Annotated in this window: 19 protein-coding genes; 11 read left to right on the top strand and 8 right to left on the bottom strand. The window is 66.5% G+C overall.

Annotated features, from left to right (window positions below; translation table 11 throughout):
- Nucleotides 1–56 precede the first annotated feature (56 nt).
- The 3 genes from G7Y82_RS04080 to G7Y82_RS04070 form a co-directional block, all read right to left on the bottom strand.
- Nucleotides 57–1010 carry a helix-turn-helix transcriptional regulator gene (locus G7Y82_RS04080; RefSeq protein ID WP_168146749.1) on the bottom strand — a complete coding sequence of 318 codons (954 nt, stop codon included), beginning with the start codon at nt 1008–1010 and terminating at the stop codon, nt 57–59.
- 1096 nt (nt 1011–2106) lie between these two features.
- On the bottom strand, nt 2107–3750 hold the full coding sequence (gene groL / locus G7Y82_RS04075) for a chaperonin GroEL (RefSeq protein WP_168146748.1): 1644 nt from the start codon (nt 3748–3750) through the stop codon (nt 2107–2109).
- A gap of 33 nt (nt 3751–3783) precedes the next feature.
- Nucleotides 3784–4071, bottom strand: coding sequence for a co-chaperone GroES (locus G7Y82_RS04070; protein ID WP_168146747.1), 288 nt, complete (start codon nt 4069–4071; stop codon nt 3784–3786).
- A 1273-nt stretch (nt 4072–5344) separates the two neighbouring features.
- On the opposite strand from G7Y82_RS04070, the gene G7Y82_RS04065 reads away from it, so the two are divergent.
- Together G7Y82_RS04065 and G7Y82_RS04060 are read left to right on the top strand one after the other, a co-directional pair.
- Nucleotides 5345–5863: a gamma carbonic anhydrase family protein gene (locus G7Y82_RS04065; protein WP_168146746.1), complete on the top strand. Its 519-nt coding sequence runs from the start codon at nt 5345–5347 to the stop codon at nt 5861–5863.
- A 132-nt stretch (nt 5864–5995) separates the two neighbouring features.
- The gene (locus tag G7Y82_RS04060; RefSeq protein WP_168146745.1) at nt 5996–6661 is read left to right on the top strand and encodes a Slp family lipoprotein; all 666 of its coding nucleotides are present in this window, start codon (nt 5996–5998) and stop codon (nt 6659–6661) included.
- A gap of 410 nt (nt 6662–7071) precedes the next feature.
- On the opposite strand, the gene aceB is transcribed toward G7Y82_RS04060, so the two are convergent.
- Nucleotides 7072–8670 carry a malate synthase A gene (gene aceB / locus G7Y82_RS04055; RefSeq protein WP_168146744.1) on the bottom strand — a complete coding sequence of 533 codons (1599 nt, stop codon included), beginning with the start codon at nt 8668–8670 and terminating at the stop codon, nt 7072–7074.
- 437 nt (nt 8671–9107) lie between these two features.
- Between aceB and G7Y82_RS04050 the strand changes: the two genes are divergently transcribed.
- From G7Y82_RS04050 to G7Y82_RS04040, 3 genes are all read left to right on the top strand, one after another.
- Complete coding sequence (locus G7Y82_RS04050; RefSeq protein ID WP_168147127.1) at nt 9108–9377, top strand: EF-hand domain-containing protein; 270 nt, start codon at nt 9108–9110, stop codon at nt 9375–9377.
- Nucleotides 9378–9469: 92 nt separating this feature from the next.
- The gene (locus G7Y82_RS04045; protein ID WP_168146743.1) at nt 9470–10258 is read left to right on the top strand and encodes a MipA/OmpV family protein; all 789 of its coding nucleotides are present in this window, start codon (nt 9470–9472) and stop codon (nt 10256–10258) included.
- Nucleotides 10259–10319: 61 nt separating this feature from the next.
- Nucleotides 10320–11240 carry a LysR family transcriptional regulator gene (locus G7Y82_RS04040; RefSeq protein WP_168146742.1) on the top strand — a complete coding sequence of 307 codons (921 nt, stop codon included), beginning with the start codon at nt 10320–10322 and terminating at the stop codon, nt 11238–11240.
- Nucleotides 11241–11268: 28 nt separating this feature from the next.
- On the opposite strand, the gene G7Y82_RS04035 is transcribed toward G7Y82_RS04040, so the two are convergent.
- Nucleotides 11269–12180: an AraC family transcriptional regulator gene (locus G7Y82_RS04035; RefSeq protein ID WP_168146741.1), complete on the bottom strand. Its 912-nt coding sequence runs from the start codon at nt 12178–12180 to the stop codon at nt 11269–11271.
- Between the two features lie 161 nt (nt 12181–12341).
- Here G7Y82_RS04035 and G7Y82_RS04030 point away from each other — a divergent pair, with 161 nt between their 5' ends.
- The gene (locus G7Y82_RS04030; RefSeq protein ID WP_168146740.1) at nt 12342–13175 is read left to right on the top strand and encodes an oxidoreductase; all 834 of its coding nucleotides are present in this window, start codon (nt 12342–12344) and stop codon (nt 13173–13175) included.
- 58 nt (nt 13176–13233) lie between these two features.
- Here the strand turns inward: G7Y82_RS04030 and G7Y82_RS04025 are convergent, their stop codons facing one another.
- A complete protein-coding gene (locus tag G7Y82_RS04025) occupies nt 13234–13659 on the bottom strand; it encodes an organic hydroperoxide resistance protein (RefSeq protein WP_168146739.1) in 426 nt (141 codons plus the stop codon).
- Nucleotides 13660–13693: 34 nt separating this feature from the next.
- On the bottom strand, nt 13694–14686 hold the full coding sequence (locus G7Y82_RS04020; protein ID WP_168146738.1) for an alpha/beta hydrolase: 993 nt from the start codon (nt 14684–14686) through the stop codon (nt 13694–13696).
- Between the two features lie 188 nt (nt 14687–14874).
- Between G7Y82_RS04020 and G7Y82_RS04015 the strand changes: the two genes are divergently transcribed.
- A complete protein-coding gene (locus G7Y82_RS04015) occupies nt 14875–15333 on the top strand; it encodes a MarR family winged helix-turn-helix transcriptional regulator (protein ID WP_168146737.1) in 459 nt (152 codons plus the stop codon).
- Between the two features lie 136 nt (nt 15334–15469).
- Nucleotides 15470–17608 carry a PQQ-dependent dehydrogenase, methanol/ethanol family gene (locus G7Y82_RS04010; RefSeq protein WP_168146736.1) on the top strand — a complete coding sequence of 713 codons (2139 nt, stop codon included), beginning with the start codon at nt 15470–15472 and terminating at the stop codon, nt 17606–17608.
- A 17-nt stretch (nt 17609–17625) separates the two neighbouring features.
- On the opposite strand, the gene G7Y82_RS04005 is transcribed toward G7Y82_RS04010, so the two are convergent.
- Nucleotides 17626–18060: a hypothetical protein gene (locus G7Y82_RS04005; protein WP_168146735.1), complete on the bottom strand. Its 435-nt coding sequence runs from the start codon at nt 18058–18060 to the stop codon at nt 17626–17628.
- 84 nt (nt 18061–18144) lie between these two features.
- Here G7Y82_RS04005 and G7Y82_RS04000 point away from each other — a divergent pair, with 84 nt between their 5' ends.
- The 3 genes from G7Y82_RS04000 (at nt 18145) to G7Y82_RS03990 (ending at nt 21541) form a co-directional block, all read left to right on the top strand.
- The gene (locus tag G7Y82_RS04000) at nt 18145–18837 is read left to right on the top strand and encodes a TerC family protein (protein WP_168146734.1); all 693 of its coding nucleotides are present in this window, start codon (nt 18145–18147) and stop codon (nt 18835–18837) included.
- A gap of 154 nt (nt 18838–18991) precedes the next feature.
- Nucleotides 18992–20017 (top strand): alpha/beta hydrolase, encoded by a 1026-nt coding sequence (locus G7Y82_RS03995; protein ID WP_168146733.1) that lies wholly within the window; start codon nt 18992–18994, stop codon nt 20015–20017.
- A gap of 42 nt (nt 20018–20059) precedes the next feature.
- Nucleotides 20060–21541 carry a porin gene (locus G7Y82_RS03990; RefSeq protein ID WP_168146732.1) on the top strand — a complete coding sequence of 494 codons (1482 nt, stop codon included), beginning with the start codon at nt 20060–20062 and terminating at the stop codon, nt 21539–21541.
- Nucleotides 21542–21564 lie beyond the last annotated feature (23 nt).

The raw sequence follows: 21564 nt of genomic DNA, 5'->3' as shown, positions 1-21564 counted from the left end.
CGTCGAAAGCTCAAAGATTGAGCCGTGCGTCACAGTAATCGCCAAAAGTTTGCAAATTACGCGTAGCGCCGCGCCGCGGCACGCAATCTTTCAGCAACCGCGCTTCGCAGCCTCTCCGGCCCCATCACCTCCACGTCCGGCCCGTAGCGCAGGATATCGAGGATCAGTTCGCGGTCGTCGTGGTAGGGCACGGAGAGTTCGTACTGGCCGTCGGGTAGCCACTCGCCGTGCTGCAGGGGGTGCCATTGCTCAGCGGCCACCCAGCGTGCGCGTTCGGGGGTGAAGCGCAGGACGGCGGTGGCGGTCGGCACGCCGGAGAAGATGCCGTAGGAGCCGCCGAGCCGGGCATTGAGCTTTTCGGTTTCGACCGTCTGCGCCGATGCTTCCAGCGGTTCGGCGCAGCGCACACAGTCGACGGCGAAGGTACGCAGGTCGTCGGATTGGTGGCACCAGGCGTCCAGGTACCAGTTGTCACGGTAGTGAACGAGGCGTTGCGGCGAGATTTCGCGCGTGCTGAGCTTGCCGGTGGCGCGTGACTCGTAGTCGATCTTCAGACGATGACGCTGCAGGACGGCGGCGGCGATGGTGGCGAAGTGGTCGCCGGGCGGACGAGCGGCGGCGCGCAGCAAGCGGATGCGCGCCGCCTCGCCGGTGGTCAGGCCCTGCGATTCGAGGATCTGGTCGAGGCGCTTGCGCAGCGGCCCGAGGGCGTCGTCGAGCAGGCCGGGCTGGAAGGTGGCCAGCAGTTGCTGCAGCGTCAGCAGGCTCTGCAGTTCCTCACCGGAGAACCAGAAGCCCGGTAGCTCGTAGGCCTCATCGGTATAGCGGTAGCCGCGTGGCTCACGCGAGGTTTCGATCGGTGCGCCGAGTACGTCGCGCATATAGGCCAGTACGCGCTTGGTGGTCGCGCGCGAGCATTCGAGTTCTTCCATCAGCGTCTCGAATGCCACCGGATAGCGGCGGCTCTTGAGCAGGCGGTGGACGCGGTAGACGTGCTCGAACGATTTCATGACGGTTAGCGTACGTGAACGGCGGTGGCCGTGGACACTTGCTTGTGCGGGTGGGTTGGGGGCGTGTCTCGATACGGCCCTGTGGGCCTACTCGACATGAACGGGAGGTTGGGACGGCGGTTGGCAGGGGTTGGTTGGCGGGTGCCGGGCGTCGAGGTGCCGCCGCTCCCACTACCCGCTCACCCCGAGTGCGGCGTAGCCGTGTATCGAGGGGCTAGCGGGAGAGGTTCGGTGTCGTTCGGGGGCCTGAAGTTGCGGGGCGTGTCGCGATATGGCCCTGCGGGCCTACTCGACATGAACGGGGGCTGGGACGGCGGTTGGCAGGGGTTGGTTGGCGGGTGCCGGGCGTGGATGTGCAGCGGCTCCCACTACCCGCTCACCCCGAGTGCGGCGTAGCCGTGTATCGAGGGGCCGGCGGGATGAGGTTCGGTGTCGTTCGGGGGGCTGAAGTTGCGGGGCGTGTCTCGATGTGGCCCTGTGGGCCTACTCGACATGAACGGATGTTTGGGGCGGCGATTGGTTGGGTTGGCAGACGGGTGCCGGGCGTCGAGGTGCCGCGGCTCCCGCGACCCGCTCACCCCGAGTGCGGCGTAGCCGTGTATCGAGGGGCTAGCGGGATGAGGTTCGGTGTCGTTCGGGGGCGCCTGAAGTCGCGGGGCGTGTCGCGATATGGCCCTGCGGGCCTACTCGACATGAACGGGGGCTGGGACGGCGGTTGGCAGGGGTTGGTTGGCGGGTGCCGGGCGTGGATGTGCAGCGGCTCCCACTACCCGCTCACCCCGAGTGCGGCGTAGCCGTGTATCGAGGGGCCGGCGGGATGAGGGTCGGCGTCGTTCGGGGGCGCCTGAAGTTGCGGGGCGTGTCTCGATATGGCCCTGCGGGCCTACTCGACATGAACGGGAGGCTGGGACGGCGGTTGGCAGTGGTTGGTTGGCGGGATGAAGTGGCGGGTCGCGGCTTGCGCCACTCCTACAGAAAAGGGAGAAAGTCGGGGTCGCGGCTCGCGCCACTCCTGCGGGATGGAGTCGCGGGCGCAAAAAAATCGGGGCGCCCGAAGGCGCCCCGATGAGACAGCGTACGACTGCTGGGTGATTTCTTAGAAATCGCCCATGCCACCCATGCCGCCCATGCCGCCGGCCGGCATCGCCGGGGCGTCATTCTTCTGCGGCAGTTCGGCGATCATCGCTTCCGTCGTCAGCAGCAGGCCGGCCACCGAGGCGGCGTTCTGCAGCGCGAGGCGCGTGACCTTGGCCGGGTCGATGATGCCCATGTCGATCATGTCGCCGTACTCGCCGTTGCCGGCGTTGTAGCCGTACGCGGCCTTGCCTTCGGCGACCTTGTTGAGGACGACCGACGGCTCTTCACCGGCGTTGCGCACGATCTGACGCAGCGGCTCCTGGATGGCGCGCTTGAGGATGTTGACGCCGACCGTCTGGTCGTCGTTGGCACCCTTGAGCTTTTCCAGCACCTTGGCGGCGCGGACCAGCATCACGCCACCACCGGCGACGATGCCTTCCTCGACGGCCGCACGCGTGGCGTGCAGGGCGTCTTCGACGCGCGCCTTCTTTTCCTTCATCTCGACTTCGGTGGCGGCACCAACCTTGATCACGGCAACACCGCCGGAGAGCTTGGCGAGGCGCTCCTGCAGCTTTTCCTTGTCGTAGTCGCTGGTGGCCGCTTCGACCTGCGCCTTGATTTCCTTGATGCGCGAGGTGATGGCGTCCTTCTTGCCGGCGCCGTCGATGACGGTGGTGTTTTCCTTCTCGATCTGGACCTTCTTGGCGGTGCCCAGGTCTTCCAGCGTGGCCTTCTCGATCGACAGGCCCAGCTCTTCGGTGATCACCGTGCCGCCCGTGAGGATGGCGATGTCCTTGAGCATTTCCTTGCGGCGGTCACCAAAGCCCGGCGCCTTGACGGCGGCGACCTTGAGGATGCCACGCAGGTTGTTGACGACCAGGGTGGCCAGCGCTTCGCCTTCGACGTCTTCAGCAATGATCAGCAGCGGACGGCCGCTCTTGGCCACGCCTTCGAGCACCGGCAGCAGTTCGCGGATGTTGCTGACCTTCTTGTCGGTGATCAGGATCAGCGGGTTTTCCAGCTCGACCTGCTGGCTCTGCGCGTTGTTGATGAAGTACGGCGACAGGTAGCCGCGGTCGAACTGCATGCCTTCGACGACCGACAGCTCGTTCTCGAGGCCCGAACCGTCTTCGACGGTGATCACGCCTTCCTTGCCAACCTTGTCCATCGCGTCGGCGATGATGGTGCCGATCGCTTCGTCGGCGTTGGCCGAAACGGTGCCGACCTGCGCGATCGCCTTGCGATCCTTGCACGGCACGGCGTTCTTCTTGACCTCTTCGACCACGGCTTCGACGGCCTTGTCGATGCCGCGCTTGATGTCCATCGGGTCGATGCCGGCGGTGACCGACTTCAGGCCTTCGTTGACGATGGCCTGGGCCAGGACCGTGGCGGTCGTGGTGCCGTCACCGGCTTCGTCGGAGGTCTTCGAGGCGACTTCCTTGACGAGCTGGGCGCCCATGTTCTCGAACTTGTCCTTCAGCTCGATTTCCTTGGCGACCGAAACACCGTCCTTGGTGACGGTCGGCGCGCCGAACGACTTGTCGAGGACGACATTGCGGCCCTTGGGGCCGAGGGTGACCTTGACGGCGTTGGCCAGGACGTTGACGCCGGCCACCATGCGCGAACGCGCGTCATCACCAAACTTCACTTCTTTAGCTGCCATGACTCTGATTCCTCTTGAATGGGGTGATGCGGATTAGGCGAAAACCGCGATGACGTCGTCTTCGCGCATGACCAGCAGGTCTTCGCCGTCGACCTTGACCTCGGAGCCCGAGTACTTGCCGAACAGCACCTTGTCGCCAACCTTCAGGTCGAGGGCGATGGCCTTGCCGGCGTCGTCCTTCTTGCCCGGGCCGACGGCGAGGATTTCGCCCTTCACCGGCTTCTCTGCCGCGTTGTCCGGGATGATGATGCCGCCAGCCGACTTCTTCTCTTCTTCAAGACGCTTGACGATCACGCGATCGTGCAGAGGGCGAAGCTTCATAGGTGAATCTCCAAATAGGTCAATGACTTGTGTGAACCTGTGGGAAACGCCACAACCGCTTTCTAGGCACGGTGTTAGCACTCCCCGATGAAGGCTGCTAATTGTTGAGGACGACTCCGCGGGTTTCAAGGGGCAGATCCGAACTTTTTATGGCGCCTTGCCGATTCGGCTCGTGTCGATGAACCCGAGAGAGCGGATTCCGAGCCGCAGTCGCTCGGATGCAATCCGCGATGATACCCGGCCCTCCGCCGTTCGCCCCGAGTGGCCGCGTAGCGGCTATATCGAGGGGCTTCGGACCGCTCCGGGCCGCCCCGCGCGCCCGACACGTGCCTCGATACACGCCTGCGGCCGCGCTCGGCATGAACGGTGAGGTATCTCCGGGATTTTGCTTTCTGCCGTTCGCCCCGAGTGATCGCGTAGCGATCGTATCGAGGGGTTACTGCACGCGCAGCGAGCATCAGGACTCGCATCACGCCTCGCGCGTGCCTCGATACACCGCCTGCGGCGGCACTCGGCATGAACGGTGGGGTATCTCCGGGATTTTTGCTTTCTGCCGTTCACCCCGAGTGGTCGCGTAGCGATCGTATCGAGGGGTTACTGCACGCGCAGCGAGCATCAGGACTCTCATCACGCCTCGCGCGTGCCTCGATACACCGCCTGCGGCGGCACTCGGCATGAACGGTGAGAGGTACCGCCGTTCGCCCGGAGTGGCCGCGTAGCGGCTGGATCGAGGGGCCCTGGACCGCACCGGGCAACCCCACGCGCCCGGCACGTGCCTCGATACACGGCCTGCGGCCGCACTCGGCATGAACGGTGGGGCATCTCCGGGATTTTTGCTTTCTGCCGTTCGCCCCGAGTGATCGCGTAGCGATCGTATCGAGGGGTTGCCGCACGCGCAGCGAGCATTAGGACTCGCATCACGCCTCGCGCGTGCCTCGATACACCGCCTGCGGCGGCACTCGGCATGAACGGTGAGAGGTACCGCCGTTCGCCCCGAGTGGCCGCGTAGCGGCTATATCGAGGGGCTTCGGACCGCACTGGGCAACCCCACGTGCCCGGCACGTGCCTCGATACACGCCTGCGGCCGCGCTCGGCATGAACGGTGAGGGGTTGCATCATTGCGAAGCGTAACGGCGCAAAAAACCCTTGTCTCTTTAAGCACTGCCCCGCCGAGCCCGTTCGCCCGCCCTTTTTGCGGGAACGCGGGCACCGGAAAGTGTCGTCGGCATCGGCAGTGCTGCGACAATGTCTGCCCCCCAGCGAGGAGCACTTCATGATCTACCGCCTCGGCGACCGCGTCCCGCATTTCGAGGGCGAGCACTGGATCGCCCCGAACGCCACCGTCATCGGCTCGGTGCACGCCGCGCCCGGCGTCAGTGTCTGGTTCAACGTCACCATCCGCGGCGACAACGACGACATCAGCATCGGCGAGAACACCAACATCCAGGAAGGCTCGGTGCTGCATACCGACCCCGGCATCAAGCTGAGCATCGGCAGCCACTGCACGATCGGCCACATGGCGATGCTGCATGGCTGCACCATCGGCGATGGCACGCTGATCGGCATCGGCTCGGTGATCCTCAACAACGCCAGGATCGGCAAGGGCTGCATCGTCGGCGCCAACGCCCTGGTCACCGAGGGCAAGGAGTTCCCGGACCATTCGCTGATCGTCGGCTCGCCGGCCAAGGTCGTGCGCACGCTGGACGAACGCACCGCGCAGATGCTCAAGGCCCAGGCCCTGCACTATGTGCAGAACGCCAGACGTTTCAGCGAGCAGTTGCAACCGGTTTAAGCATCACCGGCGCCGCGGTTACGCGCCGTTACTGCTGAATACGCGGCCGACGCCTGTCGGCCGCCCTCGCCCCATAAGGTGTCTCCGCCCCGGCAGCGCACGGATTGCGCTGCGCAACGAATGGAGACCCCGATGGATGAAGTCTGGCATTACGCCTTGCTGATTGCCCTGCTGACGACCCTGAGCGCCTGCGCGCCCCCGGCCCTGCGCGGCGATTTCGAGGACTTGACGCCACGTCAGGTCGCCGGCGCCTCCACTCAAACCACGGCGCAGCGTGCGATGCCCGCGGAAGTCCGCTGGGGCGGGCCGATTCTGTCGATGACCAACGAGGCACAGCGCACCTGCTTCGAGGTGCTCGGCAAACCGCTGGCCGACAATGCACGGCCCATCCTCGATGACCGCGACAACGGCCGCTTCCTGACCTGCGTCGACCGCTATCTCGACCCGCAGACCTATCAGCCCGGCCGCGAGATCACCGTCACCGGCACGGTCGCCGGCGCCGAGATGCGCAGGGTCGGCGGCTATCGCTACGAATATGCCAAGCTCGATGCCGACCAGATTCACCTGTGGCCGCTCGACGCACACGCGCCGGCCACCGCCGTCACCACCGGCTTCGACCCGCTGCTCTATCCGTACTTTTATTACCCGGCGGGTGACTACTACTACCCGGTGATCTACGTGAACCGGCCCCACCCACCGCTGCCACCGCCGTTGCCGCCGGGCCTGCAGGAGGCGATCAGCGCCCATGAGGCGGTCACGCATGTCGGCTTTGTGGAACCCGCCGCGCGCCAGCGCTGAGCGTGCTGTCGGCAACCGCGTCGCCTTGCTTGTGGCGCGGGGGCTGCAGCACTGTCCGGCGAGAATAGATACGCCCACCTCCCCTAACCCCTCCCCCCGCGAGCGGGCGGAGGGGGACTGGAGCCCGCGTGCAGCGTGCGGCTTTGTAATGCTAGGGCCCGAAGTGCAAACGCCGGAGATGGTGGGCAACAAAAAGCCGCGCGGATCGCTCCGCGCGGCTTTTCACTTCAGGCTCGCAGCTAGCGCTGCTCGAAAGCCCTGTCTCTACCTGGCCCGCTGCGTTGCATCGCAGCGGGCGTTCGCAGGCTCGCAGCTAGCGCTGCTCGAAAGCCCTGTCTCTGCCTGGCCCGCTGCGTTGCACCGCAGCGGGCGTTCGCAGGCTCGCAGCTAGCGCTGCTCGAAAGCCCTGCTCACTCCATGGCTTCGTAGAGGGGGAGGGTCAGGAACTCGACGAAGTTCTCGGACAGCGACATGTCCTCGAAGATCTTCGCGGCCTGCTCGTAGGTCGCCACGTCTTCGCCGGCGGCGCTGACGGTGGCCTTCACCTTGGCCAGCTCTTCCGGAATGATCGCGCGGACCATCGCGGCGTCGACCTTGCGGCCGTCGTCGAGCTTGCCCTTGGGGCTGACCACCCACTGCCAGATCTGCGAGCGGCTGATCTCGGCAGTGGCGGCGTCTTCCATCAGGTTGTGGATCGGCACGCAGCCGTTGCCGGCCAGCCAGGCGCCCAGGTAGTGGATGCCGACGTTGATGTTGTTGCGCACGCCGGTTTCGGTGATCGGCTGCTCGGGCTGGAAGTTCATCCAGTCCTTCGGGCCGTAGGTGTCGTCGCGCTGCTTGTCCCACTGGTTCGGGCGGTCGCCCAGCACCTTCTGGAACTCTTCCTGCGCCAGCGCCACCAGACCCGGATGCGCCACCCAGCCGCCGTCGAAGCCATCACGGGCATCGCGCGCCTTGTCGTTGCGGATGCCGGCCATGGCCTTTTCGTTGGCCGCTTCGTCGCCCTTGATCGGGATCAGCGCGCTCATGCCGCCCATCGCCGGCGCGCCGCGCTTGTGGCAGGCCTTGACCAGCGCCAGCGCGTAGGCGCGCATGAACGGCACTTCCATGGTGATCGCCGCACGGTTGGCGAGGCAGAAGTCGGTGTTGCGCTTGAACTTCTTGATGCACGAGAAGATGTAGTCCCAACGACCGGCGTTGAGGCCGGCGCTGTGCTCGCGCAGTTCATAGAGGATTTCTTCGAGCTCGAAGGTGGCGAGCACGGTCTCGATCAGCACCGTCGCCTTGATCGTGCCCTGCGGCAGGCCGACGTGGTCCTGCGCCATCACGAAGATGTCGTTCCACAGGCGCGCTTCCAGATGGCTTTCCATCTTCGGCAGGTAGTAGAACGGGCCGGCACCGCGCGCGATCTGTTCCTTGGCGTTGTGGAAGAACACCAGCGCGAAGTCGAAGATGCCGCCGGACACGCGCTTGCCGTCGACCAGCACGTGCTTTTCGTCCAGATGCCAGCCGCGCGGGCGGATCTGCAGCGTCGCGATCTTGTCGGCGAGCTTGTACTCCTTGCCCTTGTCGTTGGTGAAGCTGATCTGGCGACGGATCGCGTCGTACAGATTCACCTGGCCCTGGATCTGGTTGAACCAGTTCGGGCTGTTGGAGTCCTCGAAGTCCGTCATGTACGAGTCGGCGCCCGAGTTGAACGCATTGATGATCATCTTGCGTTCGACCGGCCCGGTGATCTCGACGCGGCGGTTCTCCAGCGCCTTCGGCAGCGGCGCGACCTTCCAGTCGCCTTCACGGACCGCCTTGGTTTCCGGCAGGAAGTCCGGCAGCTCACCGGCATCGATGCGCGCCTGACGCTCGACGCGCTTGGCCAGCAGCTCCTGGCGGCGCGCTTCGAACGCGCGGTGCAGCTTGGCAGCCAGTTCCAGCGCGTCCGGCGTGAGAATTTCCTCGAAGCGCGGATGCATCGGCGCGTTGATCTGCATGCCTTCCGGCAGTTTCAGGCTCATGGTGGGCTCCATCGGGTTTCTTCTTGAGAGCGGCGATGATAGGGCGCGAGCCGGGTGACTTGAACCCACTGCGCCGAAAATCATCTTTTACTTTTAGTAAAAAATGAGAGTGTTTTTGGCCAACATTGCATTGATGACGGCGATGCAATGGCGGTGCGGCCATGTTGGCCCGCGCTTTTGTATCGGCGTGTATCCATGCGGCGCCTCAAGCCCGCGTTGCGCGCGCCCATCGTGCAATTCGAGCATCCGTCTCCGCTGGGTTCGGGCGGACGCCGGCGCTACGTCGTGCAACTCGCCGGATCGTGGCTGTCACACAACGCTACATAGCGTTCGGGCTCGGCAAACCGCTCGCAGCAGGCACTCCCTAGGCTAGCGGAATCGGTCGGCACCCTCCCCTGAACGCCGCACCGTTTCAGCCCCCAAAGGAGTCATTTGATATGCGTTATCCCCTCGTTGCCATCGCCCTCGTCGCGCCGACCATGGCATTCGCCGCCACGCCGTCGCGTGCCGAGCAGATGGCGGCCAAGCTCGACCAGCGCTTCCAGCAGGCCGACACCAATCACGACGGCAAGCTGAGCCCGGACGAAGCCAAGGCCGGCATGCCGCGCCTGGCGAAGAATTTCCAGGCGATCGACAGCAACGGCGACGGCGCCGTCACCGAAAGCGAGATCACCGCCTTCATGCAGAGCAAGGCCGCCAACCGCTGATCGGTACCGCGCTGGACTGCGGGCGCCGTGCGCGCTCACTCCCCGCCCGACGGCGCCCGCAGCCACGCCCGCCTTCACTGCCAGGATTCCTCATGCTTCGATCCCGAAATGCGCGTCTGGCGCTCGGCGCCCTGCTGGCTGTGCCGGTGTGGACCGCACACGCGCAGACGACAGACGCTCCGCACAACCGCATCGGCATCGGTGTCGCCACGATCCCGGACTATCCGGGCAGCGATGAGCGCCGCACCGTACCGCTGCCGGTGCTGAGCCTGCGCCTCGGTGATACACCGTTCTATCTCGGCAATCCGCTCGGCGGCACGCCGTTGCAAGCCGGTCTGGCCCTGCCGCTGCGGTCGCATTGGCTGTTCGGGCTGGCGCTGTCGACGCAAGTGGTTGATCCGCGCGACGCCTCGCGCGACGATCGACTGGATGACCTCGGCAATATCGACCGCACCGCGCTCGGCAGCGCCTTCATTGCCTACCGTGCGCGCCGCTTCAGCGCCACGCTGCGCAGCACCAGCGACATCGGCGGCCAGCACCAGGGCACGACCGTCGATCTGGGCCTGCGCGTCCGCCATCCGTTCGGCGCGCATTGGGTGCTGAGCACCGGCCCGAATCTGCGCTGGGCCAATGGCGAGCACATGCAGACCTATTTCGGTGTCGATCCGATCGCCCATCCCACGACCTCGCTGCCGGCCTACGACGCCGGCGCCGGCATCCAGAGCGTCGGCGGCACGGTGCAGCTCGGCTATCGGCTCGGCGACTGGACTCTCGCCGGCCTCGTCAACGGCGAGCGCCTGCAGGGCGACGCCAAGGACAGTCCCATCGTCGAGCAGCGCCACAACTTCAGCGCCGGACTGACCGCGTCGTATTCGTTCTGACGCCGGGCGGCCGGCGGGCGAGCGGTTAGACTCGGCGCACGCCCCGCCGCCGCCCGTGCGTGTGAACCCCTTACGCGAAATCGAAACCTTCATCCAGGTCGCACAGCGCGGCAGCCTGTCGGCGGCGGCGCGCGCCCTGGATCTGACGCCGGCAATGATCGGCCGCCGCATCGACGCGCTCGAGGCACGACTCGGCGTGCGCTTGTTGACGCGCACCACACGCAGCCTGACGCTGACCGCCGAGGGCGCGTCGTTTCTCGAAGACTGCCAGCGCATCGTCGAGGACCTTGCCAGCGCCGAAGCGGCCGTCAGCCGCGGCAGCATGAGTGCCAGCGGCCGCCTGCGCATCACCGCGCCGGCCGGCTTCGGTCGTCGCCACGTGGCGCCGGCCATCGCCAGCTTTCTCGACCAGCATCCGGAAGTCGACGTGTCGCTGGATTTGTCGGACCGCATCGCCGATCTCGCCAACGAAAGCGTCGACTGCGCCATCCGCGTCGGCGAACTGACCGACTCGCGCCTGGTGCGCGTGCATCTGGCCGAGAACCGTCGCGTGGTCGTCGCCAGCCCGGCGTATTTGAAGCGCCGCGGCGAGCCGACGCATCCCGACCAACTGGCCGAACACGATGCGCTGCTGCTCGGAGAAACCGGCGGCGGTGTCCGCGCTTGGAGCTTTGTCATCGATGGCGAGCCGCGCAGCGTGCGGCCGCGCGGTCGCTTCGACTGCAACGACGGCGCGATCCTGCACGAATGGGCGCTCGAAGGCCGCGGCCTGGCATGGCGCTCGCTGTGGGAAGTCAGCGACGATCTCGCTGCCGGCCGCCTGCGCGTCGTGCTGCAGGACTATGCGGCGCCGGCCAACGGCATTTACGCGCTGTTCCTCGAACGCCGCCACCTGCCCTTGCGCACGCGTCTGTTCATCGAACATCTCAAGCAGCGCTTCGGCGATCCGACGTACTGGGGCCAGCGGCCGACGCTGACCTGACGCCGCCACCGCGTGGCCGGTGCCGCGCTCAGTGTGACGAGATGAAAGCCGACGCCGCATGCGCCGGCGGCAGCGCAAAGCTCTCGCGCAGGCGCCTTGCCTCCTCGGCCGGCGGCAGACCGAACAGACGTTTGAACTCGCGATTGAACTGCGACGGGCTTTCGTAACCCACGGCATGGCTGGCGGCGGCCGCTGTCATCGCCTGGCGCACCATCAGCAAGCGCGCCTGATGCAGGCGCGCCGACTTCACGTACTGCATCGGCGCCATGCCGGTCACCGCCTTGAAGTGGCTGTGGAAGGTCGGCACGCTCATGCCCGCTTCGCCCGCCAACGCACTCAGATTCAGCGCCTGCGCGTAGGTTGCATGAATGCGCCGCAAGGCCTTGCCGATCTTGCCGAACTGCCCCTGCAAGGCCAGCGCCGCGCGCATTGCGTCGCCCTGCGCGCCGGTCAGTACCCGGAAGTACAGCTCGCGCAGCATGGCCGGGCCGAGCACGGCCGCTTCGAGCGGCTCGCTCATCGCGTCGAGAAACCGCAGCACGGACGCGCGCAGCGCAGCATCCATCGGGCTCGACATCATGCTTTGTGGCGCCGCCACTGCTTGCGCGGCACCACGCTGATCGATCTGGATCATCAGCTCGGCCGCCAGCTGAAAATCCAGATGCAGGTAGAGCGCCAGCAGCGGTCGCTCGGCCGAAGCCTCGGTTTCCATCACGAACGGCACCGGCACCGACACCGCCAGGTAATGCTGCTCGTCGTAGAGATAGACCTGGTCGCGAAAGTAGCCGCGCTTGCAGCCCTGGCAGACGATGACGATGCCGGGGTCGTAGAGCACCGGCGTGCGCGCCAGCGGCCGGTCGGAACGCAGGATGCGGACGTCCGGCAACGCGGTCAGGTTGTAGCCCTCGCGCGGCGCGAGCGTCAGCAGGCGCTCGACCATGCGCCGCTGGTCGCGCCATGGTGCGTGCCGCCCGGCCAGAGCCCCTTTCACTCTTTCTTTATTCATTCATAAGAATAGGCAATAACGACAGAATATACGGTCGTTTCACTCAATTCGATCAGAAATATGATGCAGACCCCACTGAAACCGGAGCGGTCTGTATGTCGACCTCCAAAACCCTGTTCATTACCGGCGTCAGCAGCGGCTTCGGCCGCGCCTTGGCCGAAGCCGCGCTGGCCGCCGGACATCGCGTCATCGGCACCGTGCGCCATGCCGAGGCCGCCGCCTCGTTTGAAGCCCTGAATGCCACGCGGGCGTTCGCGCGCGTGCTGGACGTCACCGACTTCGCCGCCGTCGAGCGCACCATCGCCGGCGTCGAAACCGACATCGGATCGATCGACGTGCTCGTCAACAATGCCGGCTACGGCCATGAGGGCGTGATGGAAGAATCGTCGCTGGACGACATGCGCCGGCAGTTCGACGTCAATGTGTTCGGCGCCGTCGCGGCGATGCGCGCCGTGCTGCCGTTCATGCGCCAGCGCCGGCGCGGGCACCTGCTCAACATCACCTCGATGGGCGGCTATATCACGATGCCCGGCATCACCTATTACTGCGGCAGCAAGTTCGCGCTCGAAGGCATTTCCGAGGCGCTGGGCAAGGAAGTCGCGCCGCTCGGCATCGCCGTGACGGCCGTGGCACCGGGCTCGTTCCGCACCGACTGGGCGGGCCGCTCGATGGTGCGTACACCGCGCTCGATCGCCGACTACGACGCGCTGTTCGATCCCATCCGCCAGGCGCGCGAAGAAAAGAGCGGCAAGCAGCTCGGTGATCCGCGCAAGGCGGCGCAGGCCATGCTCGCCATCATCGACAGCGACCAGCCGCCGGCGCACTTGCTGCTGGGCAGCGACGCCCTCGGCCTGGTTCGCGACAAGTTGCAAACGCTGGCCAGTGAACTCGATACCTGGGAGCCGCTCACGCGATCGACGGACGGCTGACGCACAGACGAAAACGCCCGGCGCATCCCGGCGCCGGGCGTTTTCGCAACGTGACGGATCAGACGATGGTCAGCTTCACGTCGATGTTGTTGCGCGTGGCGTTCGAGTACGGGCAGACCTGATGGGCCTGCTCGACCAGCGCTTCGGCGTCGGCGCGGGCCAGGCCCGGCAGCGCGATCGTCAGCTCGATTTCGAGGCCGAAGCCGCCTTCCGAGCGCGGGCCGATGCCGACCGTCGCCTTGACCGTGGTGTCGGCCGGCACCTTGGGGCCGCCCTGCGAGGCGACGAACTTCATCGCGCCGATGAAGCAGGCCGAGTAACCGGCGGCGAACAGCTGCTCCGGATTGTTGCCGGCACCGCCGGCGCCGCCCAGTTCCTTGGGCGTGGTCAGCTTGACGTCGAGGCTGCCGTCTTCGACGACGCTGCGGCCGTCACGACCGCCGGTGGCGGTGGCGGTGGTGCGATAGAGGACATTGGTGCTCATGGGGAGACTCCTGTTGCGGTGTGGGTAGAAAAATTCAGCGGTTCAGCGCCGCGCGCAGCGCGGTGTTGGCCTGTTCGATCGCGGCGCGGGCGGCCGGGGTTTCGGCGACGCCGTTGAGCATCACGAAATCGTGGATGGTGCCGAGGTAGCGGACCTGGGTGACCGGCACGCCGGCCTGCGCCAGCTTCGCCGCATAGGCTTCGCCTTCGTCGCGCAGCACATCGTTTTCATCGGTGATCACCAGCGCCGGCGGCAGGCCGCGCAGCTGTTCGAGCGATGCGCGCAGCGGCGAGGCGGTCGGCTCGGCGCGCTTGGCGACATCCGGCAGGTAGGCGTTCCAGAACCATTCCATCGCCGGCTTGGTCAGCCACGGGCCGTCGGCAAATTGACGGTACGAGCCGTTGTCGAAATCGGCGTCGGTGACCGGATAGAACAGCAGTTGGAAGTCGATCTTCGGGCCGCCGCGCTGCTTGGCGAGCAGCGTCATCACCGCCGCCATGTTGCCGCCGACGCTGTCGCCGGCCACCGCCAGGCGCGTGGCGTCGACCTTGAATTCGCCGGGGTGCTGGGCGACGTAGTCGAGCACCGCGTAGTCCTGCTCGATCGGCACCGGATACTGCGCTTCCGGCGAGCGGTCGTAGTCGACGAAGACCACGGCGGCCTGCGCGCCGTTGGCGATTTCGCGAATCAGGCGATCGTGCGTGTCGGGGCCACCGAGCACCCAGCCGCCGCCGTGGAAGTAGACGATCACCGGCAGCGTGCCCTGCACGCCGACCGGGCGCACGATGCGGATCTTGACCTGGCCGGTCGGGCCGACGTTGAGCACGCGGTCCTCGACGTCGGCCGGCAGCGTCGCGACCGGACCGGCCTGCGCGCCGGCCAGCACCTGACGTGCCGCCTCCGGGCTCAGCTCATAGAGCGGCTTGCCGCCCTGCGCGGCGACTGCGTCGACAAAGGCCTGCGTACCCGGTTCCACCGACGCTGCGGCTGCTTGAGCGGCCGCACTCGTTTCCTTGATGTTGTTCATGGCAATGACTCCGTTTGCATTAAGGGGCCGGGGTTGCGGGGCGTGCCGCTGCAGCGCCGGTGCAAACAAAGTTACTCGCAATTTAATTGTATACAAAATAATTATTCCGCATATCGAAATGAATTTATATGCAATTGTATTGCGCGCAATTGAATTACACTGTGAGCACCCTGCTGCGGAGGACGCGCATGAACGACTCGAACGACTTCAACGACGAGGTTCTGAAGCTGTCGAACCAGCTCTGCTTCGCCGCCTATTCGACGGCGCTGGCCTTCAACAGCGTCTACAAGCCGCTGCTCGACGGCCTGGGCCTGACCTACCCGCAATATCTGGCGATGCTGGTGCTGTGGGAGCGCGACGACCGCGCCGTGAAGGACATCGGCCAGGCCCTGCACCTCGACTCCGGCACCCTGACGCCGCTGCTCAAGCGGCTCGAAGCGGCCGGCCTCGTCGTTCGCACGCGCAGCCGCGAGGACGAGCGCCAGGTGCGCATCACGCTGACGCCGGCCGGCCGCGCACTGCGCGAGAAGGCCAAGGCGGTGCCGCCGCGCATTCTTGCCGCCTGCGACCTGTCGGCGCCGAAGATGCTGGAGCTCAAGGACCAGCTGGTGGCGCTGCGCGACCAGCTGACCGCCAGCCTCGACTAGCCGCTCGACTGCCGATCAGCGCGCTTGGCCGCGGTCGTCCGGACGGGTGACGTCCGGTCGCGGCTGCGCGGGCTAGCGTTCCCTGCATCAAGAACCGGGCGGCGCGGGGTCCGCACCGGTCGCGAGGAGAACGCGAATGAAATCGCTGCGGATCGCGGCGCACGCCGCCGGCGTGTTGCTGCTGATGGGGCTTGCGGGGTCGGCGGCCGCCGACGCCTCGGTGATCGACAATCAGGCGCTGGCCGACGACACCGACGGCACCAACTGGGCGGCCTACGGCCGCACCTTCGACGAGCAGCACTACAGCCCGCTGACGCAGATCAACACCGACAATGTCGGCCGCCTCGGCCTGGCGTGGTCGCTGGATCTCGACGACGTCTGGAACGTCTCGACCGTGCCGATCGAGGTCGACGGCGTGCTTTACGTCGCCGCCGGCTTCTCGGTCATTCACGCCATCGACGTCCGCAGCGGCAAGCTGCTGTGGAAGTACGACCCCAAGGTCCGCGACAAGATGCGCATGGCCTGGGGCATCCGCGGCATGACCTACTGGAACGGCAAGGTCTACGCCGGCGCCCAGGACGGCCGCCTGTTCGCGCTCGACGCGCACACCGGCGCGCTGGTCTGGGAGACGCTGACCACCGAGCCCGGCGACAACCGCTACATCACCGGCGCGCCGCGCGCGTTCAACGGCAAGATCATCATCGGCCACGGCGGTGCCGACTTCGGTCACGTGCGCGGCTACGTGACGGCCTACGACGCCGAGACCGGCCGGCAGGACTGGCGCTTCTGGCTGGTGCCCGGCAACCCGGCCGACGGCTTCGAGAACAAAGCCATGGAAATGGCGGCGAAGACCTGGAAGGGCCAGTGGTGGAAGTACGGCGGCGGCGGCACTGCGTGGAACGCGATCACCTACGATCCGAAGTACAACCGCATCTACATCGGCGCCGGCAACGGCGGGCCGTGGAACGCCAAGCTGCGCTCGCCGGGCGGCGGCGACAATCTGTTCCTGTGCTCGATCGTCGCGGTCGACGCCGACACCGGCGAATACGTCTGGCACTATCAGACCACGCCCGACGAAAGCTGGGACTTCACGTCGACGATGGACATCACACTGGCGACGATTGCCATCGACGGCAAGCCGCGAGACGTGATCCTGCATGCGCCGAAGAACGGATTCTTCTATGTGATCGACCGCGCGACCGGCAAGCTGATCTCGGCCGAAAAACTCGGCAAGGTGACCTGGGCCAAATACGTCGACAAGAAGACCGGCCGCCCCGTTGAAGTACCGGGCGCGCGCTACGAGGACGGCGAGGCGCTGATCTGGCCGGGCTCGGCCGGCATGCACAACTGGCCGCCGATGAGCTACAGCCCGGCCACCGGCCTGACCTATATCCCGGTGCACGAAATGGCCGGTTACTACAACGACGCCGGTCGCGATCCGAAAACCTGGACGATGAGTACCGGCGACGTGATGGGCGTCAACGGCTTCAACGAAGACGTGCCGGCCAATGCCGGCTCCAGCTCGCTGCTGGCCTGGAATCCGGTCACGCAGAAAAAGGCCTGGAGCACGCCGACGCCGGGCGCCAACAACGGCGGCACCATGGCCACCGCCGGCAATCTGGTGTTCCAGGGCCAGGCCGACGGCCAGCTCGTCGCGCATGACGCCAAGACCGGCGCCGCGCTGTGGCACTACGACATGGGCGTCGGCACCATGGCCTCGCCGATCAGCTACGAGGTCGACGGCAAGCAGTACGTGACGATTCCGGCCGGCTGGGCCGGCGGACAGATGCTGCTCGGCTCGCTGTCCGCACAGCACGGCTGGGTCGGCCGCGACCATCCGCGGCGGATCCTGACCTTCGTGCTCGACGGACAGGTCAAGCTGCCGCCGTCACCGCCGCCGTCACGACCGACGCCGCTGGCCGATGCGGATTTCCACGTCGACCCGGTGCTCGCCAAGAAGGGCGAAGCGCTCTATGGCCGCAGCTGCGTGATCTGCCACGGCGTGGCGGTAGTGGCCGGCGGCTATGCGCCGGACCTGCGCGCATCGGCGATCCCGCTGTCGAGCGCGGCGTTCACGTCGGTGGTGCGCGACGGTGGTCTGGTCACGCGCGGCATGCCACCATTCGCCGAGCTGTCCGACGACGACCTGCTGGCGCTGCAGCACTACATCCGCCAGCGCGCGCGCTACCAGCCGACGACCTGGGACAAGATCAGCAACGCCTGGCACTTCATCACGCTGATGCTGAAGATGAAGCTGAAGGCCTGGTTCGGCTAGGGCAAGCCAGATCCGCGTCAGGCTTCGGCGCGCAGCTCGCGGCGGCGGCGCACCAGCAGCACGACGCCGGCGACGGCGGCGCCGAACAGGCCCGACGCGAGCAGCATCAGGATCGCCGAGGTCGCCAGCATCGCGACCTTCTTCATGCCCGACAGCACGGTGTCGATGCTCGGCGGCGAACGCACGATCTCGACACGCACATTGGTGCGCAGACGGCCGTCCTTGCCGATCTCGTCGATGTAGACCGGCTGCGGCTCGGCCGGCGCCTGCTGCGCCTGTTGATTCTGCTGCTGGGCCGGCGGCGTCGCCGCCGGTGGCGCGTCAGGCTTTTGCTGCTGCGCCGGGGCCGGTGGCGCGGCTGCGGGCGCCTGGTCGGCGGCGAACGCAGGAGACACGAGCGCCGCGCCGAGCAGCGCGGCGGCAAAAACGACAGTGGGGCGGACAGACATCATGGCGCCATTATCGCGCCTTTGCCGGTTCCGCGGGCAGACGGGTCGCGATGCGTACAATCGCTGGACATTCCGGCTCCGTGTCTCATGCCTGCCCTGTTCCTCGACGGCGACCTCGTCGTCAAGATCCTGCAGATCATTGCGATCGACGTTCTGCTCGGCGGCGACAATGCCGTCGTCATCGCCCTGGCCTGCCGCCGCCTGGCGCCGGAGCTGCGCACCCAGGGCATCCTGTGGGGCACGCTCGGCGCCATCATCCTGCGCATCGTACTGATCAGCTTTGCGCTGGGCCTGTTGTCCTTGCCGTATCTGCGTATCGTTGGCGCGCTGCTGCTGCTGTGGATCGGCATCAAGCTGCTGCTGCCGGAGCCTGAGGACGATCACGACAAGATTCCGGCCAGCACGCATCTGCTCGGCGCGATCCGCACCATCATCATCGCCGACGCGGTGATGAGCCTGGACAACGTGGTCGCCGTGGCCGGCGCCGCCGACGGTCATGTGCTGCTCGTCGCGATCGGCATTCTGATCAGCGTGCCGATCATCGTCTGGGGCAGCAAACTGGTACTGCACCTGATGGAGCGCTATCCGGTCGTCATCACGCTCGGCGCGGCGCTGCTCGGCTGGATCGCCGGCGAAATGCCGCTCGAAGACCGGGCGTTGACGGCGCTGACCGGCGAGCTCCCCGGCTGGATTCATCTCGCCGCACCGGCACTCGGCGCCGCGTTCGTCGTCGGCGTCGGCCGTGCCGTCGCGGCCCGACGCCAGCCGCCCGGCCGCTGAGCCGGCACCGGCGGCGAGCGGCCGCCTAACTCCATGGTGTTATTTGAGGGTTGCGGGCGCTGCGGTACAACGTCGTCCCATCTTGAACCCCTTGCGCCCGCGACGGGCGGACATCGCGTCCGGCGATGCGCATAACGACCTGAGGAGAGCTGCAATGAGAAACCGACTGGGCCGGCTGGCACCATGGCTGGGCGCGCTTGCGTGCCTGTTGATGATCGGTCAGGCGTCCGCGCAGAGCGCGCAGCCGACCGTGCTGGACCTGTGGCCGGCCTCGGTGGCCGAAAACGGGCCGACCCGCGGTCCCGAGCGTGTCGGCACCGAGGGCAAGGGGCTGGGCGCCGCAATGAACATCAGCCGCGCACGCATCGAGGTCTACAAGCCGGCGCATCCGAACGGCACCGCGGTCATCATCATGGGCGGCGGCGGTTATTTCCGCATTCAGATCGCCAACGAAAGCATGCCGGTCGCGCAGTGGCTGTCGGCGCTCGGCGTGACGCCGGTGGTGCTGTACTACCGCCTGCCGGTCGACGGCTGGAAGGCCGCAGCGCCGTTCCAGGACGGCCAGCGCGCCGTGCGCGTGCTGCGTGCGCATGCCGCCGAACTCGGCATCGATCCGCACAAGATCGGCGTCATCGGCCTGTCGGCCGGTGGCAATCTGGCGGCGATCACCGAAACCCGCTTCGCCGATTCGCTCTATGAGCCGATCGACGCCGCCGACAAGCTGTCGGCGCGCCCGGACTTCGCCGGCCTGATCTACCCGGTCATCTCGCTGAAGGGCGACCTCGGCACCACGCGTTCGCGCCGTGAGCTGAACGCCACGCAGAAAGATGCCGACGATGCGTATTCGGGCGAGCTGCACGTCACCAACGACACGCCGCCGACCTTCCTCGCGCATGCCGCCGACGATCCGATCGCCAATGTCGGCCACAGCCTGGTGATGTTCAACGCGCTGAAGAGCCACAACATTCCGGTCGAGATGCACATCTTCGAAACCGGCGGCCACGGCTGGGGCCTGGGCACGCCGGGTTCGCTGGTGGCGCAGTGGCCGCGTCTGTTCGCCACCTGGGCGCGCAGCCACGGCTTCATGACGCTGACGCAGGCACCGATGCCGTTCGGCGTGCCCGCCAAGTCGCAATTCGACAGCAGCGTCCGTGATGCGGACGCCAACGAGGACCAGTAAAGGTCCCGCTGCTCCAGATTCCACGTACTGAGGAGAGGTTCGATGATTCCCTTTCGCAAGACCGTGCTCGCCGCGGTCGCCGGCGGCACCCTGCTGGTTGCCGGCACCCCGGCCTTCGCGGCCGGCCAGCCGACCAATGCCGAGCTGATGAAACTGCTGCAGCAGCAGTCCGCGCAGATCGAGGAGCTGAAGAAGCGCCTCGCCGCCGTTGAAGCCGGCAAGGACAGCGCCGCCAAGCCGGCGGATGCCGTCGCCGCGCAGGCCGCGAAGAACAACGCTGAAGTCGAAGCGGCAATCGCCGACTCCAAGCAGAGCCAGATCGATGTGCTGCAGGCGCAGGTCGCGGCCCTCGCCAGCGGCGGCGTCACCGGCGGCGGCGGCGGCGGTGACGTGCGCTGGACGCGTGGCGGCCCCGAGTTCCGCAGCACCGACGGCTTCTTCACTTTCCATCCGCGCGGCCGCCTCGGCTTCGATTATTCGACGACGCACGGCTCGTCGTATGACGACCGCAACATCGCCGGCACCGAGGCCGAAGCGCTGCGTCTGGGCGCCGAGGGCAACATCGGCGCCATGGGCTACAAGCTCGACGTCGATTTCGTCGACGGCACCACCGCGGTCAAGGACGCGTATCTGTCCTGGGACACGCGGATGTTCAGCCTGCCGGTCGAGTTCTATCTGGGTAACCACCTGAAGGACCGCAGCATCGAAGGTTCGAGCACCGAATCGCGCCTGCCGTTCATGGAGCGCAACGCGGTGGCGTCAGTTGGTGCCGGCGTCAACGGCTACTACGGCCTCGGCGGCATGGTCCGCGTCTACGGCAAGAACTGGCACATCGGCGCCAGCATCACCGGCGACGACCTCGACAACGAAGGCACCGCCAACGATTCGGTGATGTACGCGATCCGCGGCACCTACGCGCCGATCAAGACCGCCAACGGCTTCGTTCACCTCGGTGCCTGGTACTACTACGAGAACCTGGCGAACGACGTCACGTCGATCAACAACGTGCCGCGCATCGCACAGCACTTCAACGACAATCTCCGCGTGTCGTCGAGCTCGATCAGCAACCCGACGCAGGACGAGGCCTACGGCTACGAACTGGGTGGTGCCTATCACAGCTTCTGGAGCTTCGCCGAATACACCAAGCGCACCATCGACTCGGCCGATACCGACGTCAGCGACCGCACCGGCAAGTCGTGGTCGGCCGGCTGGCTGATCACCGGCGAAAAGCCGGGCTTCTCGACGCGCTCCGGCATCTGGGGCACGACCAAGGTCCTGCGCCCGGTCACGTCCGGCGGCATCGGCGCCTTCGAAGTCGCCGTGCGCCTCGACCGCTACGACTTCCGCGATCTGCCGAACGGCGGCACCGGCCGCAGCACGACGGTCGGCGTCAACTGGTACCTCAACGACTGGGCGCGCGTGATGCTCGACTACGTCGATTGGACGACCGACAACAAGGTCGGCAGCTACAAGGGCCTCGACGACGGTAATTCGATCGGCCTGCGTGCGCTGCTGTCGTTCTAAGCGCCGACTAACGGAGAGAGAAC

Origin of the sequence: Solimonas marina (genome assembly GCF_012241385.1) — a bacterium.
Classification (GTDB): domain Bacteria; phylum Pseudomonadota; class Gammaproteobacteria; order Nevskiales; family Nevskiaceae; genus Solimonas; species Solimonas marina.
This window is presented reverse-complemented; position numbering and strand designations above follow the sequence as displayed.